This is a genomic window from Latilactobacillus sp., from assembly GCF_033176295.1.
GTDB classification, from domain to species: Bacteria; Bacillota; Bacilli; order Lactobacillales; family Lactobacillaceae; genus Latilactobacillus; species Latilactobacillus sakei.
In genome coordinates, this window is record NZ_JAMQEX010000006.1 from 69,608 (window position 1) to 92,340 (window position 22,733).

The window sequence follows — 22,733 nt, forward strand, 5'->3', positions numbered from 1 at the left end:
GGAATCAATTATGCGGGAACAAATTAAACAAACTCAAACGATGATGGTCAACTTATTTGAAGTCGCTGCACATGCGTCACAACCAGGGACAATTTCAACGAGTCTTATTGAAGCACAACAAGCTCTTTTAACAGCGGAACAACTATACGGGGATTTAGACGATGCACAACAAAGTGCTGGTCAATCAACATTCAAACACTTTGTTGATAGTGCCACAGATTTGAATTTAATGATTGTCAAAAGTTTAGATAACAATGATTTAGCGTATGCTGATCAGATTCAAAATGGTTTATCAGAATTAAAACAATTAATTTAATTATATAGAAAGAAGTCTTTAACAATGAATACATTATCTGAAAAAAAAGCAATGTTGGCTGCAAGTCTACAACAAATGAAAAAAGTAATCGTAGCCTTTTCTGGTGGGATTGATAGCACATTAGTGTTAAAAATGGCTTTAGAAACACTCGGTAAGGAAAATGTCTTAGCAGTCGTTGCTAACTCAGAATTATTCACAGACGAAGAATTTAACAAGGCAATCGACTTAGCACATGAAATGGGAGCTAACGTTGAAGCAACCACTTTAAACTACTTATCAGATGAACATATTGCTAATAACACACCAGAAACTTGGTATTACAGCAAGAAGATGTTCTACACACAATTAAACCAAATCGCTGCTGAAAAAGGCTTTGATCACGTCTTGGATGGCATGATTATGGATGACAATAGTGATTTCCGTCCCGGCTTACGAGCTCGTGATGAAGCTGGTGCAGAAAGTGTCCTTCAAACAGCTGGTTTCTACAAGATTGATGTCCGTCAATTAGCGAAAGAATTAAACTTGAATAACTGGAACAAAGTGGCCAGCTGTTCAGTTTCTTCACGCTTTCCATATAACACAGCCTTAACAGAAGACAAGATTGCGCAAGTCATGCAATCAGAAAAATTCTTGCGTGATTTAGGTTTTGCAACGGTCCGTGTTCGCTACCACGAATCAATTGCCCGTGTTGAAGTGCCAGAAGCACAAATTGCTGACTTTTTAACACACAGCGAACAAATCAACCAAGCCTTACAACAAGCTGGGTTCGAATTTGTCACTGTTGATTTAGCTGGTTTCAAGAGTGGTCGGATGAATGAATCACTATCAGAACAACAAAAAGCAGCCTTGATGACCGCATAATTGAAGCATTATTAAAAGATTAGGGGCTAACCCTAGTCTTTTTTTAGTTTTGAAGTGTTTCTACCGCTAATAAAGTGGCTTCTATGTTAAACTAACATAGATACTTTTTAAAACGAGGCGAAAAATTTTGGAACATATTTATTTAGACAACGCAGCAACGACCCCGATTGCCCCGGAGGTAATCGAGACGATGACCACGCAGATGACCCAAGATTTTGGGAATGCGTCTAGCACCCATTTCTTTGGGCGCCAAGCACATACTGTTTTAGATACAAGTCGGCATATTCTAGCGCAAAGTATTAATGCGAAGGATAACGATATTATTTTAACCAGTGGTGCAACTGAAAGTAATAACATGGCGATTTTACAAACGGCTCAAAAACGGGCTAACGAAGGTAAACGGATTATTACGACAGCGATTGAACATCATTCTGTTTTAAAACCAATGGCTTATTTAGAAAGCCAAGGGTTTGATGTCGTTTATTTACCCGTTAATGCACAAGGCGTTATTGAATTGGCTGACTTAAAGGCTGCCTTAACACCTGAAACGATTCTAGTAACGATTATGATGGGCAATAATGAAATTGGTAGTCATATGCCAATTCATGAAATCGGTCAACTTGTTCACGAATCAAATGCTTGGTTCCATACGGATGCCACTCAGGCTTATGGGTTATTGGATATCGATGTGCAAGAAGATCAGATTGATATGTTATCTGTTTCAGCACACAAGATTAATGGGCCTAAGCAAATTGGGTTCTTGTACGTGAATGACGCGATTCATTTGCCATCATTTTTAATGGGTGGCGAACAAGAAAAGAAACGCCGTGCGGGGACAGAAAATATTCCAGCCGTTGCTGGGTTTGCCAAAGCGGTTGAATTGTTGACACCAGCTGTTAAGGCTGAACATCGCGCTCGGTATGCTGGTTTCAAACAACAAGTCTTAGAAACCCTTCAAGCAAACGGTATTGACTTTGAAGTCAATGGCGCAGGTAGTGACGATATGGTGGGCCACGTATTAAATATGTGGGTTAAGGGTGTCTCAACCTATGTCTTGCAGATGAACCTTGATTTAGCAGGCTTTGCGATTTCAGGTGGGTCAGCATGTACTGCAGGTGATTTGGAACCTTCACACGTTCTAATTGCCATGTACGGTGAAGATAGCCCACGAGTTGCCGAAAGTATTCGAATTAGTTTTGGTGTTGAGACAACTGAAGCAGATGTGACTGCCTTTTGTGCCGCATTAACTAAAATTGTGCAAAAAAACTTGGCTAAGCAAGCCGGTAAAGCCTAGGCGCAACCGCTTCATCTATGCTAAAATGAAACTATCAATCAGTTGATGGAGGTAGCAAGATGGCTTTATTAAAAGAGACAGCAACGGTTTTAGGCAATACGACACAATATGGGTTAAGTGACGCCGTTAAGAAATATACATTACGGGATACTGGTTTCATGCCAACCAATAATGGTAATTTCCAATTGGAACGGCCCCTTGATCCTAATTCACCCTTTAATACAGCGATTAAGCTTAAAATTACTGTTGGTAAAGAATTGAAGACGCTCAAAATGTCGGTCACTTCCGCTGATGGGTTACATCCAGTTAATATTTTTAAGGATGAAAAGAACGCTGAAAACGTTGAACAATTTAATTTCATTATTAATCACTTGATTGAACGGGATATTTTGGTAGCCCAAGCATAATCAAATGAGGATGGGAACGCTGCCAATGGTCAAAATTGGTTAGCGTTCCTTTTTTATTGACAATTACTTATGAAAAGTGAGTGTTTTGGTTTGAAATATGAGCGAGGATTGCTATAATGGTAGTACTGGAATTCACGACCTTCAAATCGTAGAAAACTAGAATCTATTTGAAATGATGGTGATATTGTGGTTGACCACAGTAATACACGAGTCGTCGTTGGTATGAGCGGCGGAGTGGACTCATCAGTAACAGCCTTATTGTTAAAGCAACAAGGTTATGATGTTATTGGTGTTTTCATGAAAAATTGGGACGATACGGATGAAAATGGTGTCTGTACCGCAACGGAAGATTATGAGGATGTTGCCAAGGTTGCTTCTAAAATTGGCATTCCTTATTATTCCGTTAACTTCGAAAAGGAATACTGGGATCGCGTGTTCGAATATTTCTTAGACGAATATAAGCACGGTAGAACACCTAATCCTGATGTTATGTGTAACAAAGAAGTGAAATTCAAGGCTTTCTTAGATTACGCAATGGAACTTGATGCTGACTTTATCGCAATGGGCCACTATGCTCAGATCGAACGCGATGAAAACGGCATTGCCCACATGTTGCGTGGCGGTGATAGCAATAAAGATCAAACATACTTCTTGAGTGCGCTTTCTCAAGATCAATTACAAAAATCAATGTTCCCAATCGGTCACATGCAAAAATCAGAAGTCCGTCGTTTAGCTGAAGAAGCTGGCTTAGCAACTGCTAAGAAGAAGGACTCAACTGGGATTTGTTTCATCGGCGAACGGAACTTTAAGCAATTCTTAGGCGAATACTTACCAGCACAACCAGGTAAGATGATGACTGTCGACGGTCTTGAAAAAGGCACACATGATGGTTTGATGTACTACACAATCGGTCAACGTTCTGGTCTTGGTATCGGTGGCGGTGGCGAATCAAACGACCCATGGTTTGTTGTCGGCAAAGACTTAGAGCAAAATATTCTGTATGTTGGCCAAGGCTACCATAACGAATTACTCTATGCTGACCAATTGGATGCAAGTAAGATGACTTGGATCACACCAGTTGATCACGGCACAGATTTCCATTGCACAGCGAAGTTCCGTTATCGTCAACAAGATGTTGGCGTAACAGTTCACATGACTTCAGAGACAACTGCCACAGTTGTCTTCGATGCGCCAGTGCGCGCTATTACACCCGGACAAGCTGTTGTTTTCTACGACGGCGCAGAATGTTTAGGTGGCGGCACAATCGACGTGGCTTACAAAGTCGCTAACGATGATGCTGACAAGCAAGTTTTACAATACGTCTAATTAATAACACTATGACATATTAAGAAGAAGCGATGCCAAAGATAATTCTGGTATCGCTTTTTTTTATTGCGAATTTTACATAATTTCAAGATGGGTGTTTACAAATGTTCAAAATGGTGTTAAATTGAAAGCGTTAACAAAACAAGGAGGCGCTAATTATGAACTTAGCAAAATATATCGATCATACATTATTAAAACCTGAGGCAACAATGACTCAAGTAGACCAAATTATCGCAGAAGCAAAAACATATCAATTTGCATCTGTTTGTTTAAATCCATATTGGGTGAAGCGTGCTAGTGAGGCACTTCAAGATAGCGATGTTAAAGTTGTGACTGTTATTGGCTTTCCTTTGGGTGCAACAACGACAGCTACTAAAGTTTTTGAAGCACAAGCTGCCATTGAAAATGGCGCTGATGAATTAGACATGGTCATCAATGTTGGTGAATTGAAAGCGGGTCACGATGAACAAGTGCTAAGTGATATTCAAGCCGTTGTCAAAGCAGGCCATGCTGCTCAAAAACACGTGAAGGTTATTATTGAAACTTGTCTATTATCGGATGTGGAAAAACGACGTGCTTGTGAATTATCTGAAAAAGCGGGTGCTGATTTTGTTAAAACATCAACTGGTTTCTCGACTGGTGGCGCAACGGTTGCAGATGTTACTTTAATGCGTTCAGTTGTTGGCGATCGGTTAGGGGTTAAGGCATCTGGCGGTATTCATTCAAAAGAAGATGCTGAAGCAATGATTGCAGCTGGTGCAAATCGATTAGGCGCAAGTGCCGGTGTTAAAATCATGAACAGTAAATAAAAGGAGCGAACAAATATGCAATTCAAACGGGTTTTTACAGTTGTCTTAGATTCAGTTGGTATTGGTGAAGCGAGTGATGCTGCTAACTTTAATGATGTCGGTGCCGACACACTTGGGCATATTGGTGCGTTTTACGGTGAACAATTTAAGTTACCTAACTTACAAAAATTAGGATTAGGTAATATTCGCGCATCTGATCCAATTAAGGGTGTCCCTGCGGCGCAACCAGCTTTGGGTTATTTTGGTAAGATGCAAGAAACTTCAGTTGGTAAAGATAGTATGGATGGTCATTGGGAAATGATGGGTTTACCAGTTAAAGAACCACTTGGTTTTTTCCCCAATGGCTTTCCCAACGAATTAATTCAAAAACTAGCTGCTTTTAGTGGTCGTTCCGTAATTGTTAATCGGCCCTATTCAGGCACTGATGTGATTCGGGATTACGGCGAAGAACAACTGGCAACAGGCGCTTTAATTGTTTATACATCAGGCGATTCCGTCTTACAAATTGCCGCTAATGAAGCGGTCATTCCGCTTGAGGAATTATATCGAATTTGCGAATATGCCCGGCAAATAACAATTGAAAAGCCATACCGAATTGGCCGCGTCATCGCACGTCCGTTTAAGGGGCAAGACAAAGACCATTTTGAACGGACCTCAGATCGGCATGATTATACATTAGAACCAACTGGGACGACTGATATGGATCGTTTGAAGGCAGCTGGCTTGGATGTCCTTGCAGTGGGTAAGATTAACGATATCTTTTCTGGCAAAGGGATTACAAGCGGTGTCCATACAGAAAGTAATCACGATGGGATGGTCCAAACTATCAAAAATGCACAAACTGATTTCACCGGGTTTAGTTTTACAAACTTAGTTGATTTTGATGCGATGTATGGTCATCGTCGTAATCCAGAAGGATACGGGGCCGCTTTAATGGCATTTGATCAACAATTAGGCGAATTATTAGCCGTTTTAAAACCCGATGACTTGTTACTCATCACTGCTGATCATGGCAACGATCCTGGTTTCAGAGGGACTGATCATACGCGTGAATACGTCCCATTGTTAGCTTATTCATCTCGTTTATCAGGGAATCAATCACTTGGCGTTCGTTCAACTTTTGCTGATTTAGGGGCGACGATTTTAGAAAACTTTGATTGTCCAGCAGGAGAAGTTGGCACAAGCTTTTTAACACAATTAAAATAATGGAGGCGTTATTTCTATGAGTACACATATTGAAGCCCAACAAGGGGATATTGCGGAAACTGTTTTATTGCCTGGTGATCCATTGCGCGCTAAATATATCGCTGAAACGTTTTTAACAGATGTGCACCGCTATAATACAATTCGGAATGCATTTGGTTATACTGGTTACTACAAAGGACAAGCCATTTCAGTCCAAGCTTCTGGCATGGGAATTCCTTCCATTTCAATTTACGCTAATGAATTAATTCAATTTTATGGTGTTAAACGGTTAATCCGCGTTGGCACTTGTGGCGGCTTAGGGACTGACGTTCACGTCAGAGACGTTATGATCGCCCAATCCGCAAGTACAGATTCTGCTATTATTCAAAATACATTTGGTGCCGGATTGTATTATGCACCGACGGCTGATTTTAAACTCTTAATGAAGGCTTACCAAGCAGCCCAACAAGCACAAATTGCGGTTAAGGTTGGTAATATCTTATCAGAGGATCGTTTTTACAACGATGAAATTGATCGACAAAAGTTAATCCAATATGGTGTTTTAGGTTCTGAAATGGAAGCCGCGGCACTTTATATGTTGGCAGCGAAGTTTAACGTCCAGGCATTAGCCGTGTTGACGATTAGTAATCACATCATTACAGGAGAAGAAACTTCAGCTGAAGAACGCGAAAAATCGTTCAACGAAATGATAACGGTTGCATTGGAAGCTGGTATTGCTTAAAACAGGGAAGTAGGGGACGAAATGTATCTTTTAGTGAATATTATCGGTTTAATTGTCTTTGTTGGTTTGGCCTTTTTATTCTCGAAAAAAAAGTCGCAGATTAAATGGCGTTCAATTGGCATTATGATGGCAATCAATCTTTTTCTAGCGTGGTTTTTAACCGGCTTTCCGATTGGACGTAACATCGTTATGGGGGCGGCCAATGGCTTTAATTGGTTGGTTCAAGTCGCTTATACCGGGATTGCCTTTGCTTTACCAAGTTGGGTCGCTGTTAAACAAATGGATTTTGTGACGAGTGTCTTGTTACCAATTCTAATGATTATCCCGTTATTCGATATTTTGACGTATATCGGTGTTTTACCATGGATCATTAAATGGTTAGGGCGTGGCTTATCAAAAGTAACGGGTCAACCAAAGTTCGAATCATTTTTCGCAGTTGAAATGATGTTTTTGGGAAACACTGAAGCTTTGGCTGTTTCGGCATTACAACTCAAACAGATGAAAGGCGAACGGAACTTAACGTTAGCCATGATGTCAATGAGCTGTGTAACAGCATCCATTATTGGGGCTTATACACAAATGATGCCGGGGCAATTTATTTTAACCGCGATTCCAATTAACATTATTAACGCAATTATTGTTACTAATATTTTGAATCCAGTTGAAGTAACACCTGAAGAAGATACGATCGCAACGATGAGTGGTAGTGGGTCTGATACTTCTGACGAACAAGTAGACGTACAAGGTAAAGAACCCTTCTTTTCATTTTTAGGGGATTCAATCTTGAACGCTGGTAAGTTAGTCTTGATTATTACGGCCAACGTTATTACCTTTGTGGCATTAGCCGCTTTGATTGATAAAATCTTACAATTGATTAACCCTTGGATTACATTGGAACATCTTTTAGGGATTATCATGTTCCCATTTGCTTGGTTGATGGGCTTAGATGTCAGTCACGCTTTTGAATTCGCGCAATTTATGGGGACTAAGTTAGTGACAAATGAATTTGTTGTGATGGGCAAAGTGACAAATACGATTGGCGATTTTGCCCCACATTACAAGGCAATCCTAACGGTCTTCATGACCTCGTTTGCCAACTTCTCAACAGTCGGCATGATTATCGGCGCTTTCAAGGGCTTAGTCGATAAATCAAAGAATAATTTAATTGCTAAAAACGTTGGTTACATGTTGCTTTCTGGTATTTTAGTGTCATTATTATCAGCAGCGACTGTTGGCTTATTCGTTTGGTAATTTGAAAGGGAGTTTTTAGAAAAATGGCATTCCAGGTGGGACGTAAAAATCAAGTGCGAACAGAAATTTTAGCAGGCATCACAAGTTTCTTCGCGATTTCATACATCATTATTGTTAATCCAATGATTTTAAAGGATGCGGGGATTCCGGCTAATCTTAGTGTGTTCGCCACGATTTTTTCATCAGCAATTGGCTGTTTTATCATGGGACTTTGGGCTAAGGCCCCAATTGTTTTGACACCTGGAATGGGCGTTAATGCCTTTTTCACGTATACCCTAGTGGTTGGGATGCATTTGACTTGGCAACAAGCCGTGGCTATTTCTTTTTTCAGTAGTTTGATCTATGTCGGGATTGCCTTTACATCTCTTAGTGAGCGTTTATCCGCTTTAATCCCAGCATCGTTAAAAGCGGGGATTACGGTTGGTATTGGGCTATTCCTAGTTGTTTTAGGACTCGAAAAAGCCGAACTGATTCGCTCGGGCGGTACACAGTCGTTGCTCGCATTAGGTGATTTGAGTCAAGCAACACCACTGTTAGCCCTTTTAGGGTTGACCGTTACGCTCGTATTGTATTTAAGACAAACACCAGGGAGTTTTATCGTCGGCATTTTCTTAATCAGTGGGCTCGCGGGGATTTTTAAACTTGTCCCACAAGCAACAACCCAGATTACGATTAGTCAAATCCGTGACTATCCGCAACTTTTAATGCAAGGTGATTTTAGTTCTTTATGGACGCTAAAATTTGGACTGGCGGTTTTTTCAATGACCATGATCTTAGTTTTTGAATCGATGGGCTTATTAGAAGGTTTATTGACCGATCAGCAACAATTTAAACGCGCATTTCAAGCAAGTGCGGTAACGACTTTACTCTCTGGTTTCTTAGGGACCAGTCCCACCGTCGCAGCTGCTGAAAGTGCTTCGGGGATCGAAAGTGGTGGTCGAACTGGCATCACGGCCTTTACGGCGGGCACATTATTTTTAGGCGCACTTTTCTTTATTCCGTTGTTGCGCTTTGTGCCCCAAGCAGCCATTGCACCAGTCATTATTATTACCGGTGCTTTGATGATGATGCAGGTCCAAGCAATTGATTTGCAAGATTTTACAGAATGGTTTCCAGCCTTTTTAATGATTGTTTTGATCCCATTAACAGGTTCAATTTCAACAGGGTTAGCATTTGGTTTCGTCTTTTATCCAATTGTGAAGTGGGCGAGCCACAAAACACGACAATTAAATTGGACTTTAGTTGGCTTAGCGATGCTTTTTCTATTAGAATTGATTTGTAATACTTTTTTGATGTAATGAATTTGATGAATAGAGGTTCAAATCATGGTAGAAATTGAGTCGCATAAAAAAACGCAACAAAGTTTAGCTGTTGCTAATTTATATTACAAAGCCAATATGAGCCAGGAAGAAATCGCTAAAAAACTAGCGATTTCTAGACCAACCGTCTCACGACTTTTGCAATATGCTAAAGAAATTGGGATTGTCCGGATTGAAATCGTTGATCCTTATGCCAGTGCGCAGGCATTAGAAGCATTAATTCAACAAAAATATGATTTACCTGAGGTACACGTTGTTTATACGGATGCCTCCGATTACCAACAAACAATTGTCCAACTTGGGCAGTATGCGGCGGATTATCTAACATCGATTGTTAAAGACAATGATTTAATCGGTGTCAGTTGGGGCAAGACGTTAAACCAAGTGGCGCTAGCACTAAAAGAACAAACGGCTCAAAACGCTAATATTATTGAATTAAAAGGGAGTGTCACTTACACCCCAACACCGGTTTATGCCGAAGAAGTCCTGATGAAATTTGGGGCGGCTTTCCATACAGCGCCGCATGTCTTGCCGTTACCCGTTGTTTTTGGCAACCAAACGACGCACGATGTTGTCATGGAAGATCGCCATATTAGACGGATGATTGAAATGGGCAAGCAAGCGAACATCGCGATTTATACGGTTGGCACGGTTCGAGATGAAGCCTTACTCTTTCAAACGGGTTATTTTAATAAAGAAGAACAAACTGTGCTGCAACAAAAAGCGGTTGGCGATATTTGCTCACGTTTTTATAACACGAGTGGTCAAGTGACGTGTGCAGCGATTGATCAGCGAACCGTTGGGATTCAACTCGCGGATTTGAAGACGAAGGAACATAGTATTTTAGTAGCAGGCGGGCAACAAAAAATTGCGGCTATTAAAGGCGCATTAGCGGGGCACTATGCAAATTGTTTAATTATTGATGTGCATACAGCCCAAGCATTGATTGCCCCTGACTAATAAGAAGGAGTGATTAGCATGAGAATGGTTGATATCATTGATCATAAGCGACAAGGTGGCGCCCTAACGGCAGAAGAAATCCAATTCTTTATTGATGGGTATACAGATGGGACGATTCCAGACTACCAAGCAAGTGCGTTACTAATGGCGATTTATTTTAATGACATGACTGATGACGAACGGGCGTTGTTGACCATGACGATGATGCGTTCGGGCGACCAATTAGATCTTTCAATGATTGATGGCATCAAAGTTGATAAGCATTCAACTGGTGGTGTCGGTGATAAGACCAGTATTCCACTTGCACCAATGATTGCAGCGTTAGGGATTCCAATTCCGATGATTTCAGGGCGTGGTTTAGGCCATACTGGTGGCACATTGGATAAATTGGAAGCGATTCCAAATTTTAACATTTCATTAACAGAAGAGGCTTTTAAAAAGCAAGTGGCAGAGATTAAACTTGCGATTATTGGGGCAACCGGTAATATTGCCCCCGCTGACAAGAAAATTTATGCACTCAGAGATGTGACTGATACGGTTGATTCGATTCCGTTAATTGCAGGGTCAATCATGAGTAAGAAGATTGCTTCAGGCACCGATGCGTTAGTATTGGACGTTAAGACTGGTTCCGGAGCCTTTATGAAGACTGAAGAAGATGCTAAGGAATTGGCACAAGCCCTCGTTAACATTGGGCGTAGTGTGGGGATGCAATGTATGGCCGTTATTTCTGATATGAATCAACCTTTGGGCAATGCGATTGGGAATGCGCTAGAAATCGAAGAATCAATCGCCATCTTAAAAGGAGAAGGACCAACCGATATTACAGAACTAATCTTAACGTTAGGCAGTCAAATGGTTGTCTTGGCTGGAAAGGCAAGTACCTTGGATGAAGCGCGTCAATTACTACAAGGCGTGATCGACGATGGTCGAGCACTCGAAGCCTTTCGCCAAATGATTATTTATCAAGGTGGTGATCCTGCCGTTATTGAAAATCCAAAATTAATGCCACAAGCACAATATCAAATCGAATTACCTGCTAAAGAAAACGGTTATGTGACTGAAATGACCGCTAATGAAATGGGGATTGCCAGCATGTTACTTGGTGGTGGTCGACAAGCGAAAACCGATGAGATTGATTATGCTGTCGGATTAGTCTTACACAAAAAAATCGGAGACCCCGTTCAAAAAGGTGAGAGTCTATTGACGATTTATAGTAACCGAGAAGACATTGAAGCCATTAAGGACTTGCTCTACGATAATATTAAAATTGGTCCAAAAGCGCAAAAGGTCACTTTGATTCATGCGTTAATTCAATAGTAGAATGGGCGTTAATGGGTGAGTTTAACCATTAACGTCCTTTTTTAGAATAAAATCACAATGTATCAATTAAATAACATATAAATAACCAGTTTGGTTTGTGAAATCAAATAAATAGCGGGTCAAAATTGACAATTTAGAACTAAATAGCGTACAATATAATTACACGCTGATTGCGTGATGTTTCACAAAAACTGACGATGAAATCGTTTTTATATTATTTAGGAGGCAACACTATGAAAGTAGCAGTAATTGGTTGTACACACGCAGGAACCTTTGCAACACAAGCAACATTAACGGCACACCCTGATTGGGATGTCACTGTTTATGAAACACATGATAATTTATCATTTCTATCTTGTGGGATTGCGCTTTGGGTAGGTGGCCACGTCTCTGATCCTAAAAAAATGTTCTATTCAAGTCCAGAAATGTTAGCCCAATTGGGTGCACATATGAAGATGCAACACACTGTCTTGAAGGCAGACTTGAAAGAAAAAGTCTTACACGTTAAGAACTTAGTGACTTCTGAAGAAACAATTGAAAAATTTGATAAAATTATTGTCACAACTGGTTCATCACCAGTGATTCCACCAATCGAAGGTATTGATAATCCCAACGTTAAATTATGTAAAAACTGGGAACATGCTAACGAATTGAAGAAGAGTGCCCCTGATGTGAAGAGCGTCATTGTCATCGGTTCTGGTTACATTGGTGCTGAATTGGCTGAAGCTTATGCGACAACTGATAAAAAAGTAACCTTGATTGATGCTTTACCACATGCACTGGGTAAAAACTTTGATCCTAATATCTCTGAGATTGTTGAACAAGATTACAGAGATCACGGCGTTCAATTAGCCTTAAGCGAAAAAGTAGTTAGCTTCTCAGGTACTGATCAAGTAACTGTTAAGACTGATAAGAACGAATACACAGCTGATCTTGCAATCTTATGTGTTGGTTTCAGACCAAATACTGGCCTCTTCAAGGATCAAGTTGAAATGCTAGGCAACGGTGCGATTACGACTGATGAATATATGCAAACATCTGTTAAAGGGGTCTACGCTGCCGGCGATTCAGCTGCTGTATACTATAACCCAACGCAAAAAGCAGATTACATTCCATTGGCAACTAATGCTGTTCGCCAAGGCTTGTTAATTGGCCGCAATATCGAAACACCAACTGAAAAATACATGGGTACGCAAGCAACATCAGCCGTTGAATTGTTCGGTCGGACATATTCTGGTAGTGGTTTGACAGTTGAAGGTGCTAAGGTTCGCGGGATGGCAGTTGCGACAACTACTTTGACTGAAGATTATCGCCCAGACTTCATGCCATCAACAACACCTGTTTTGATGAACTTAACATGGGATCCTAAGACACGCCAAGTTTTAGGGGGCTCATTTACAAGTCAATATGACATTGCACAAGCAGCTAACGTCATTTCAATGGCCATCCAAACGAAGATGACAATTGATCAATTAGCAATGGTTGATATGTTCTTCCAACCTAACTACGATCAACCATTGAACTACGTCAACGCAATTGCAATGAAAGCTGTCGCTGAAAGTCATTAATCAAAAAATACGTGAGACGCTTTTAAAGGTGCTGGGGAAAATTTTTCCCGGTGCCTTTTTTGTTATAAAAAACAACCTTTTAATAGGATAGACTTGAATTTGGGCGATGACTCTTTCATAATGAAAAGTAAGTTATTTTGAGGAGAAAGTGTATGACAACCTTATATTTTGTACGTCACGGTAAAACTGAATGGAATTTGGCAGGGCGCTATCAAGGTGCGAATGGTGATTCACCACTACTGGCTTCTAGTTATACGGAAATCGGTGAGTTAGCCGACTATTTAAAAGACATCCAGTTTGCCCATCTCTATACGAGTCCAATGAAGCGCACGCGCGTGACGTCAGCAACTCTTAAACAAGATTTACACCAAGATTTTCCGATCACGGTGGTCGATGGCCTCCACGAATTTGACCTTGGTTTAATGGAAGGCATGTATTTTACTGAAGTTCAGGAACGGTTCCCGGAAACGTTACGGACTTTCCGCGAAGCACCAGCTGAATATGATGCGAGCGTCATTAATGGTGAAAGCTTCCCGCAAGTAATCAAACGTACAACTGCGGCGATTGCGCAGATTATGGCCACGGCTAAACCAGACGATCAGATTTTAATTGTGAGTCACGGAGCGGCATTAGTTGCCATGATTCAGGCGTTATTAAAAACACCCTTGGCAGATATTCGTGCCCACGGTGGTTTAACGAATTCATCTGTCACAACGTTAAAAACGACTGATCAAGGTCAGTCATTTGAACTATTGGATTGGAACGAAACGTCCTTTTTAAGCCGCACACTTTCTGCGTCAGATACCATTTAGGAGATGATTTGATGAAACCCGAAATTTTAAAAAAATGGGCAGCTGGCCAACACGAAGAAGCCGTTCAACAGCTAGTCGATTATTTAGAAAAAACACCCACTGATATCGAAGCGTACGTCACACTAGCGACTTTTTTGACGACCCTCAAAGATTATGAACAAGCTGAAGTGCTTTTACAAAAAGCGCTAACACAATTCCCAGAAAACGACGCGCTCCAATATGCACTCGGGACACTCTATTATCAAGCTGAAGCTTATCAACAAGCTGAGACCACTTTCTCGCAATTGGTGAAGGAGACCCAAGCACTAGATGCGCAATATATGTTGGCACAAACTTATCATCAATTGGAACAAAATGCGCGGGCAATGGCCTTTGCACTCACTGTTCAGGAAAAACAACCAGATCAATTAGATGCTAATATCCTAGTCGGTAATATTTTGATTAGTTTAGGCGATTTTGATCAAGCACAAACCTACTTTAAAAATGCACATCGCATTGATGCTCAAAATGGCGAAGCAGTCTTCAAATATGGGTTAACGCAGCTAGTTCTTGGTCGAGAAAGCCAGTCATATTTTGAACGTGCCAAAACATTAGATTCAGCATACTTTGAAAAAAATAAACAACAACTGATTGATATTGAAGGCTTTATACGCGCCAAAGATCAGAAATAATAGGGATGGCGATTTTGGAAACAGAAAATACGGTCGATAATAAACCAACCGTTACCGGAACGGTCCAAAGTGTTTTTTACGAGAATCCCGGTAACTTTTTTAAGATTCTCTTGATTAAAATTGCCCATAAGACAATCGATTGGCACGAGCCAGAGATTGTCGTGACTGGTAGTTTTGGTGAGATTAAAGAAGACGAACGCTATACGTTTTATGGCAAAGTCATCACCCATCCTAAATACGGTCAACAATTTCAAGCTGACAACTATCAGGTTGACCAACCGACGACTAAGACTGGCTTAGTCGCCTATTTATCTGGCGAAAAATTTGCCGGCATTGGTCAAAAAACGGCTGAGAAAATTGTCGATACCTTAGGATTAGATGCGATTGATAAGATCTTAGCGGACTCAACTGTTTTAGCGCCGCTGGGTTTAAATGATAAGAAACAAGCGACGTTGGTTGAAACGCTGACGATTAACAATGGCATGGAACAAATTATCATTGGTCTCAATAATTACGGTTTTGGGAGCTCGATGGCCTATAACATCTACCAAACTTATCACGAAGATACCTTGAAGATTATTCAAGAAAATCCTTATCAACTAGTGGCCGACATTGCCGGTATTGGGTTTAAACGAGCGGATAATTTAGCTGAGAAGATTGGGTTTGCAGCCGATTCACCAGCGCGGATTCAAGGGGCGCTGATGCAAGCCTTGAACGAACTGACCAATCAGGCCGGCGATACGTTTACCCAGGCGAAGCCGTTATTAGCAGCCAGCATTCAATTGATGGAACAGGCCCGGAACGTGGCGATTGATCCGAATTTAGTGGCAGAGCAATTAATGGTCTTGGCACACGATGGCAAAGTCGTTGGTGATGAAAATCGGATTTATCCGAATGGTTTGTACAACGCGGAATGGCAAATTACCAACCACTTGATGCGGATTGAAAATGAACGGGATAAAATTAGTTATCCTAAACATGATCTGGATAAAGAAATTCGCCGGCTCGAAAAACGCTTTAAGATGAGCTATGATGATGTCCAAAAAAATGCAATTAAATTAGCGATGACTCACAGAGCCTTTCTACTAACAGGGGGCCCTGGTACTGGGAAAACAACGATTATTAATGGGATTGTGACTTTATTTGCTGAGTTAAACGGTCTTTCGCTTGATATCAACGAATATAAAGACACACCATTCCCAATTTCATTGGCAGCGCCTACTGGGCGGGCCGCTAAACGGATGAGCGAAACAACTGGCTTGCCAGCTAGCACGATTCATCGCTTATTAGGAATTACGGGACGTGAAAATAATCCTGATATCGATAGTAAGGAACTAGAAGGCGGCTTATTAATTGTCGATGAAATGTCGATGGTTGATACGTACCTCTTTAGATCATTGATTCGAGCAGTGCCTAGCAATATGCAAGTCGTCTTTGTTGGTGATAAAGATCAGTTGCCATCAGTTGGCGCGGGGCAAGTCTTTTTTGATTTACTGCAGAGTCAGGCAATTCCGGCAATCGAACTGCAACAAATCTATCGACAAGACGATGAGTCGACGATTATTCCGCTAGCTCATGAGATTAATCAGGGCCAACTACCAGCCGATCTACTCCAACCGCAAAAGGATCGGAGCTTTATTCAGTGCAGTCCTTATCAGATTGAATCGGTGATTAAGCAAGTGGTCACTAAAGCAAAAGACCGGGGCTTTGAAACAAAAGACATTCAGGTGCTAGCACCGATGTATCGGGGCGCAGCCGGAATTGATCAATTAAATCCAATGATTCAAAATATCATGAATCCAAAGGTCGATGATCGTAAGAAACAAGTCAGTTTAGGTAACGTTCATTATCGGATTGGCGATAAGATTTTACATCTGGTTAATAGTCCGGAACTAAACGTTTTTAACGGTGAAATCGGGCAAATAACCGGGATTACGTATGCTAAAGATAGTGATGACAAGATGGACGAGTTAACGATTGCCTTTGATAGTACCGAAATTACCTATAAACGGACGGAATGGCATAAAATTACGTTGGCGTATTGTACGTCGATTCATAAGGCTCAAGGTTCTGAATTTGAAATGGTAATTCTACCCTTGGTTAACCAATATCAACGGATGCTGAAACGAAACTTGTTGTATACAGCAGTGACACGGGCGCGGTCCTTACTGATTTTAATTGGGGAACCAAGTGCTTTTGATAAGGCGGCCAAGGAACTCTCCGCAAATCGGCAAACAACGCTTAAGGAACGGATTATCAGCGTCTTTAATGGCGAAAAAGTGAGCCAAGCGGTCAAAACCGCTAGTGTTGGCTTAACGGAAGCTAAACCAACTGTTGAAAAACTAACCCCGGCTAAAGCAGCAGCGCCAGAACAATTGGCATTAGTGGACGATGCAGATGACAGCGAAGAAACAATTCAAGAAGCACCTGCTAATTATGAATTAACACCAGCCTTGGTGAGTGGTCATCAGATTGACCCGATGATTGGGATGGCGGATTTAACGCCGTACACATTCATGACAAGTGCTAAGTAGTGTATAATAAGAAAAACGATTAAATAAAAATGAGGCGAAACAATGGCTGACCAGCGAGCTAATTTAGAAATTAGACCCGTGACAATCGAGTATTTAGAACAATTTAATGACTTATTACGATATGTTTTCCAGGTAACCGATCAGGAAGTTTCTGATAGTGGTTATGAAGAAGGCGAACTAGAACGTGCTAAACGGCCGGTCTTAGAAAAATCAGATGTGATTGGTTGGTTTAATGGCGATGAATTAATTTCCCAACTCGCAATTTATCCTTGTGAAGTTAATATTCATGGAAAAATTTTTAAAATGGCTGGGTTAACCGGTGTGGGCACCTATCCAGAATATGCCGGCCACGGTTTAATGCATGATTTAGTAAAAGTCGGCTTAGATCAAATGCGGCAAAATAAACAATGGATTTCCTATCTTTATCCTTACAGCATTCCTTTTTATCGTAAAAAGGGCTGGGAGATTATGTCCGATCATCTGACTTATGATATTCGCGACAGTCAATTACCAAAGCAACAACCCGTTAACGGGCATGTTGAACGTTTGGACATTGATGATGCTGATGTGATTATGATGTATGATAAATTCGCGCTTCGCAATCATGGCGCTATGATTCGCAATGAGTTAAATTGGGATGAATATTGGCGTTGGGAAAACGAAGAAGAACGGATTGCCGGCGTTTATTATGATGAAAACGAAGAACCAACTGGCTACGTCCTTTATTGGATCGCTAACGAAGTCTTTCATATTAAAGAAATGATTTATTTGAATCAAGAAGCACGGATTGGTTTATGGAACTTTATCGGTGCGCATTATTCAATGGTCGACCACGTTAAGGGCAATCTCTATCAAGATGAACCAATTACGTTCCTATTGGATGATGGGGACATTGAGCAGACCATCAAACCCTATTTCATGGCGCGGATTGTTGATGCTAAGGAATTCTTACAAGCTTATCCGTTTGAAACGGATGGGCAAGCATTCCATATTGAATTAACGGATCCACTAGCTGAATGGAATAACGGCACATTTGGTGTCTATTGGGATGAGCAAGGAAAAGTCCATGTTACGAGTCGGCCGGTTGGTGAAAAGGTCGTTTGTGATATTCAAACGTTGACGACCATGTTGATGAGTTATCGACGCCCATCATATTTAGCTAAAATTGAACGCCTGCAAGCCACAAAACAAACGCTTAAAAACTTAGAGAATATTATTCCGGTTGAACAACCTTATTTCTCAGATTATTTCTAAAAAAAGAGCCCTCAATATTGGCAGTTAGCCATAACTGAGGGTTCTTTTTGAATAATTGGGTTATGAACGGATTGATATTTCAATAATATCCGCACTCGAATAAATAATATCAGGATTGCGCTTTGCGATAAATAAAGGTGTTTCTTTGATGAAATGCGTTATGAACGCGACAATATCTTGATGGGGAAAGTCCCTAATAGCAAGTTTATTAGTGCGCGGTGCATCCGCTGCTGTTCCGCATAGGACGTCATCGTCTTTGAGGACGATCTTTGTGTTGTCGAATAACGTTAATTTGACCATAATTTAAAACCACCTTTCAATATTTATTGTATCGATAAGAAAGCGTTTTTACAAGAAAAACAGTTAACGTAGTGTAGTAAATTATATCGCTAACAATTGACTAATCGAATAGATAATAACGGTCATTATGATAACACCAATAATGAATAATGACGATAAGTTAAATTAAAGGACTAGACGTCACCGCTGATTTCAGATAAAGTAGAGGTTTATAGGCAGTTTTAGGCATAAAAACTGTTTCGTGATATTTTAGAGGAGGATTTGGATGATTTTTTTAAAAGGGATGCTAATTGGGTTTGCGTTTGTCGCACCAATTGGGATGCAAAATATTTTCGTATTTAACAATGCATTGTCAAATACGACACGGCGCGCGGTTTTAAATAGTTTGTTTATTTGGTTATTTGATGCGCTCTTTTCCGTGGTGGCCTTTTATGGCATTGGTGCGTTGATTATTCAAAATGAGATTATTAAGTATACGATTATGGGTGTCGGCGGGCTGTTGATTTTGTGGATTGGCTATACAATTTTACGGAGCGCGCGGGCGGCCGTCGAATTTGGTAAATTACAGCCAATTCCGCTTAAAAAAGTAATTTTAACAGCCTTCATTGCCGTTTGGGGTAATCCACAAGCTTTGATTGATGGCACGTTGATGCTGGGGGCCTTACGGGGTGATATGACTGCCAGTCAATCATTACCATTTATTATCGGCGTTGTGACGGCGACTGCTAGTTGGTTCTTCGGCATTGCCATTTTGTTTAGTATTTTTAGAGATAAGGTCTCACCTAAATTCCTAATGTGGGTTAACATCCTTAGCGCATTAATCATTATCGGTTATGGTTTGATGTTAATTGTGAAAGTGGCAGGTATTTTAATTTAGATCGCAAAAAACGCACATCATTGATGGGCGTTTTTTTTAGCCGTTAAGAACGGTATGATAGAAGAAAGTGAAAAAACGGAGGCATTACTAATGGCTGAATTGTTAAAAGATATTTATACAGAAGCATTTCTGACGACCTTTAGTCAGCAAGTTCAAGAAGTTTATCGGCCCTTTAAAGCGCAACAATTTGTGAGGGCCGTTCTAGCTGATAATTGGGCCGATTTAACATTGAAACAACGGACACGTCAGATTGCGATCGTACTCGGTCAATTCTTACCACAGGACTATTCAGAAGCGATTGCACTTTTAGAACAACTGGCACCTGATTGTCAGGGCTTTGCCTATCTTTTTTTCCCGGATTTCGTTGTTGTTTATGGCACACGTCCTGAGGATTGGGCGCTTTCAATGCACGCACTTGAGATTTTTACCCAACAATCTTCAGCGGAGTTCGCCATTCGGACTTTTATTTTAACGGATCCAAAACGCGCAATGGTCCAAATGACACAATGGGCGCAAAGCGCTAATGCCCATGTGCGGCGTTTAGCGAGTGAAGGCTGTCGACCACGTTTACCTTGGGGAGAATCTTTACCGGTATTTAAACAAGATCCGACACCGGTCTTAGCGATTCTAGAACGACTTAAAAATGATCCTGAACTATACGTTCGACGCAGCGTCGCGAATAATTTAAACGATATCGCTAAGGACCACCCACAATTGGTGATTGAAACGGCTAAAAAGTGGCAGGGAGAATCCGAAGCGGTTGACTGGGTGATTCGGCATGGTTGCCGGACGTTATTGCGAAAGAATTTCTTGACGGTTCAAACCTTATTTGGGTATGCAGCCGATAGTCCCGCAAACCCGTTAGTGCTATCAGCAACCATCAAAACAACCGCGACAACTGTAGCCATTGGTGATAAATTAGCGTTTCACTATCAGATTCGCTTTAGACCGGAAGCCAAGCTACTGGTTCGGGTTGAATACGCAGTAGATTATGTGAAGGCCAATGGTCAACAGTCGCGTAAGTTATTTAAGCTAGCGGAAAAAGAAATTGATGGTCGCCAAGGACTAAGTGGTGAACGACAAATTAATTTTAAAGATTTGACGACTCGGAAACACTATCCAGGGCAACATAACGTGGCACTGATTGTCAACGGACGAGAAGTGGCTAAAACTGCGTTTGAAGTGGTCTGACGTGAGGGGTAAAGCTTTTTTGTGGAAACGTGTTATTCACACCAACTTTCTGCGCTTTACGAGACTTGTCAAACCGGCGTCTTTGACGCCAATTCGCCAAGTAGCGTAAATGTTCAAAAGTAAACCGGTGTGAATAACACTCTCTTGACCTTTGGGTTACCCTAGGGTTTATACTTTTTTGTGAGGTGAGAAGATGGCTGAAAAGTTATTGACGATTTCGGCATTTGCCAAATTATTTAAGACAACGCAGTACACCATCCGGCATTATGAGGATAAGGGGTTGTTATTGCCAGCGAAAATCGCTGAGAATGGCTATCGGCAATATGGTATGGCCGAGGCCTATCAATTATCGTTTATTCTATTTTTGCGGGCATTAGATTTATCAGTAGCTGAAATAAAGTTGATTTTAACAACGGATTATCCAGAACAAACGATGCTTCTGAATAAAAAACAGGCGCTGCAACAAGAAATTGCCCGGTTACAAGCGTTAGAGCGAACCGTTGATGAGCAATTACAACAAGCGACTCATGACACAACTTATCAGGTCAATCAAACAATTCATTTGCGCGTTTTAAAACGGCTACCATTTGCGCAAGATTTTGATTTATCGGTAGTTGAAGCAATTGATTGGCAGCCCGATTTGATGGTCCGCCAGCTGTATTATGTGATTGGCGAAACGGATTATGCGATTTGTATCGCAACGCCCATGCCAAGCGACTACCACATTGCCGCCGGTTGTTATGATTTTACGACAATTGAAGCCGCTAGCGGCGCGGAATTTGATAGCGCCTTATCAGCCATCACGACTCATCAAAACTTACCGTTAATTGGCATTGAAACGCGGGGTACTTTTTTGAGCCCTGGCAAACACTTAGCGGTTAAAATACTAGGAAAAAGGCAGGCAAAGTAATATGCAACTTGAAACACAACGCTTAATCCTCAGACCATTTGAATTGACGGATGATCAAGCAATCTATGAATATGCAAAGGATCCAGCGATTGGCCCCATCGCCGGTTGGCCGGTGCACACTAGCGTCGCTAATAGTCGCGAACTCATTCAAAACTATTTAATGGCAGAGGGAATTTATTCAGTTAATTTGAAAACAGCACCGCAACACGCAATCGGTAGTGTTGGTTTAGAATTAGTTAAAAATGGTGGTGGCCAACCCTTTATGGGTGAGAATGATGCCGAAATTGGCTATTGGATTGGTGTCCCATATTGGGGTCAAGGTTTAATCCCTGAAGCATCAAAAGCGATTTTAGCATACGGTTTTGAAACGCTTAAACTTGATAATATTTGGTGTGGTTATTATGACGGGAACCAACAATCAAAGCGCGCACAAGAAAAATTAGGTTTCCAACCAGAATTGACGATTGATGAAATGTATAACCCACTATTAGATGATACTAGAAAAGAACACTTCACGAAGATGACCAAGAAACAGTGGCAAGCATTAACGTATTAAACGCCAAAACATAAAAGACGATTCCCCAACCATTTCGGTTTCTCCCGAATGATTGGGGTATTTTTTTGTATTTTATTCATTTTAAAAATTTATTGTATACGACATAAAAAAATCGCGTTAAATCGGCTTTTCCGCCACCTTATGCGATATTTCAACGTAAAATATGTTTTAAAGTGGCAAATTACAAGTTTAATCCGAACAAGCCCGGAATCTTTCAATGGCAGTCTGTTGATGATGTATTTTTAATGGTCGTTGATTAATTAGTTCAAG

General features: G+C 40.9%; 22 protein-coding genes. 21 read left to right on the top strand and 1 reads right to left on the bottom strand.

The annotated features are described in order from the left end of the window. Positions 1-10 precede the first annotated feature (10 nt). From NDN60_RS04610 to NDN60_RS04690, 17 genes are all read left to right on the top strand, one after another. Complete coding sequence (locus NDN60_RS04610) at positions 11-316, top strand: hypothetical protein (RefSeq protein WP_056948382.1); 306 nt, start codon at positions 11-13, stop codon at positions 314-316. Positions 317-340: 24 nt separating this feature from the next. Next, positions 341-1,177 (top strand): ATP-dependent sacrificial sulfur transferase LarE, encoded by an 837-nt coding sequence (gene larE / locus NDN60_RS04615; protein WP_056948384.1) that lies wholly within the window; start codon positions 341-343, stop codon positions 1,175-1,177. Positions 1,178-1,304: 127 nt separating this feature from the next. Further along, on the top strand, positions 1,305-2,471 hold the full coding sequence (locus NDN60_RS04620; RefSeq protein WP_056948386.1) for a cysteine desulfurase family protein: 1,167 nt from the start codon (positions 1,305-1,307) through the stop codon (positions 2,469-2,471). A 59-nt stretch (positions 2,472-2,530) separates the two neighbouring features. Next, positions 2,531-2,878, top strand: a complete 348-nt coding sequence (locus NDN60_RS04625; protein ID WP_011374499.1) for a DUF1831 domain-containing protein — start codon at positions 2,531-2,533, stop codon at positions 2,876-2,878. A 186-nt stretch (positions 2,879-3,064) separates the two neighbouring features. Next, on the top strand, positions 3,065-4,204 hold the full coding sequence (mnmA, locus tag NDN60_RS04630; protein WP_076631886.1) for a tRNA 2-thiouridine(34) synthase MnmA: 1,140 nt from the start codon (positions 3,065-3,067) through the stop codon (positions 4,202-4,204). 158 nt (positions 4,205-4,362) lie between these two features. Then, a complete protein-coding gene (gene deoC, locus NDN60_RS04635) occupies positions 4,363-5,013 on the top strand; it encodes a deoxyribose-phosphate aldolase (RefSeq protein WP_011374501.1) in 651 nt (216 codons plus the stop codon). Positions 5,014-5,028: 15 nt separating this feature from the next. Then, positions 5,029-6,219 (top strand): phosphopentomutase, encoded by a 1,191-nt coding sequence (locus NDN60_RS04640; protein ID WP_011374502.1) that lies wholly within the window; start codon positions 5,029-5,031, stop codon positions 6,217-6,219. A 16-nt stretch (positions 6,220-6,235) separates the two neighbouring features. Next, on the top strand, positions 6,236-6,940 hold the full coding sequence (gene deoD, locus NDN60_RS04645; RefSeq protein WP_011374503.1) for a purine-nucleoside phosphorylase: 705 nt from the start codon (positions 6,236-6,238) through the stop codon (positions 6,938-6,940). Between the two features lie 21 nt (positions 6,941-6,961). Continuing rightward, positions 6,962-8,191 (top strand): NupC/NupG family nucleoside CNT transporter, encoded by a 1,230-nt coding sequence (locus tag NDN60_RS04650; protein WP_099947647.1) that lies wholly within the window; start codon positions 6,962-6,964, stop codon positions 8,189-8,191. A gap of 23 nt (positions 8,192-8,214) precedes the next feature. After that, positions 8,215-9,489: an NCS2 family permease gene (locus NDN60_RS04655; RefSeq protein ID WP_011374505.1), complete on the top strand. Its 1,275-nt coding sequence runs from the start codon at positions 8,215-8,217 to the stop codon at positions 9,487-9,489. Between the two features lie 27 nt (positions 9,490-9,516). Then, positions 9,517-10,470, top strand: a complete 954-nt coding sequence (locus NDN60_RS04660; RefSeq protein WP_056948395.1) for a sugar-binding transcriptional regulator — start codon at positions 9,517-9,519, stop codon at positions 10,468-10,470. Between the two features lie 18 nt (positions 10,471-10,488). Continuing rightward, positions 10,489-11,787 (top strand): pyrimidine-nucleoside phosphorylase, encoded by a 1,299-nt coding sequence (locus NDN60_RS04665; protein ID WP_056948397.1) that lies wholly within the window; start codon positions 10,489-10,491, stop codon positions 11,785-11,787. Between the two features lie 236 nt (positions 11,788-12,023). After that, positions 12,024-13,358, top strand: a complete 1,335-nt coding sequence (locus NDN60_RS04670; protein WP_025015827.1) for an FAD-dependent oxidoreductase — start codon at positions 12,024-12,026, stop codon at positions 13,356-13,358. 152 nt (positions 13,359-13,510) lie between these two features. Continuing rightward, positions 13,511-14,170 (top strand): histidine phosphatase family protein, encoded by a 660-nt coding sequence (locus NDN60_RS04675; protein ID WP_011374509.1) that lies wholly within the window; start codon positions 13,511-13,513, stop codon positions 14,168-14,170. 11 nt (positions 14,171-14,181) lie between these two features. Then, a complete protein-coding gene (locus NDN60_RS04680; RefSeq protein ID WP_011374510.1) occupies positions 14,182-14,841 on the top strand; it encodes a tetratricopeptide repeat protein in 660 nt (219 codons plus the stop codon). Between the two features lie 5 nt (positions 14,842-14,846). Further along, positions 14,847-17,375, top strand: a complete 2,529-nt coding sequence (gene recD2, locus NDN60_RS04685) for an SF1B family DNA helicase RecD2 (protein WP_099947648.1) — start codon at positions 14,847-14,849, stop codon at positions 17,373-17,375. Positions 17,376-17,417: 42 nt separating this feature from the next. Continuing rightward, the gene (locus NDN60_RS04690; RefSeq protein ID WP_011374512.1) at positions 17,418-18,629 is read left to right on the top strand and encodes a GNAT family N-acetyltransferase; all 1,212 of its coding nucleotides are present in this window, start codon (positions 17,418-17,420) and stop codon (positions 18,627-18,629) included. Between the two features lie 60 nt (positions 18,630-18,689). On the opposite strand, the gene NDN60_RS04695 is transcribed toward NDN60_RS04690, so the two are convergent. After that, positions 18,690-18,929, bottom strand: coding sequence for a hypothetical protein (locus NDN60_RS04695; RefSeq protein WP_011374513.1), 240 nt, complete (start codon positions 18,927-18,929; stop codon positions 18,690-18,692). A 265-nt stretch (positions 18,930-19,194) separates the two neighbouring features. On the opposite strand from NDN60_RS04695, the gene NDN60_RS04700 reads away from it, so the two are divergent. The 4 genes from NDN60_RS04700 to NDN60_RS04715 all read left to right on the top strand — a co-directional run bounded on the left by NDN60_RS04700 (position 19,195) and on the right by NDN60_RS04715 (position 22,463). Continuing rightward, complete coding sequence (locus NDN60_RS04700) at positions 19,195-19,806, top strand: LysE/ArgO family amino acid transporter (RefSeq protein WP_056948489.1); 612 nt, start codon at positions 19,195-19,197, stop codon at positions 19,804-19,806. A 90-nt stretch (positions 19,807-19,896) separates the two neighbouring features. After that, complete coding sequence (locus tag NDN60_RS04705; protein ID WP_011374515.1) at positions 19,897-20,997, top strand: DNA alkylation repair protein; 1,101 nt, start codon at positions 19,897-19,899, stop codon at positions 20,995-20,997. 193 nt (positions 20,998-21,190) lie between these two features. Then, positions 21,191-21,907, top strand: a complete 717-nt coding sequence (locus NDN60_RS04710; RefSeq protein WP_076631884.1) for a MerR family transcriptional regulator — start codon at positions 21,191-21,193, stop codon at positions 21,905-21,907. Between the two features lies 1 nt (position 21,908). Further along, positions 21,909-22,463, top strand: coding sequence for a GNAT family N-acetyltransferase (locus NDN60_RS04715; protein WP_011374517.1), 555 nt, complete (start codon positions 21,909-21,911; stop codon positions 22,461-22,463). Positions 22,464-22,733: the final 270 nt, after the last annotated feature.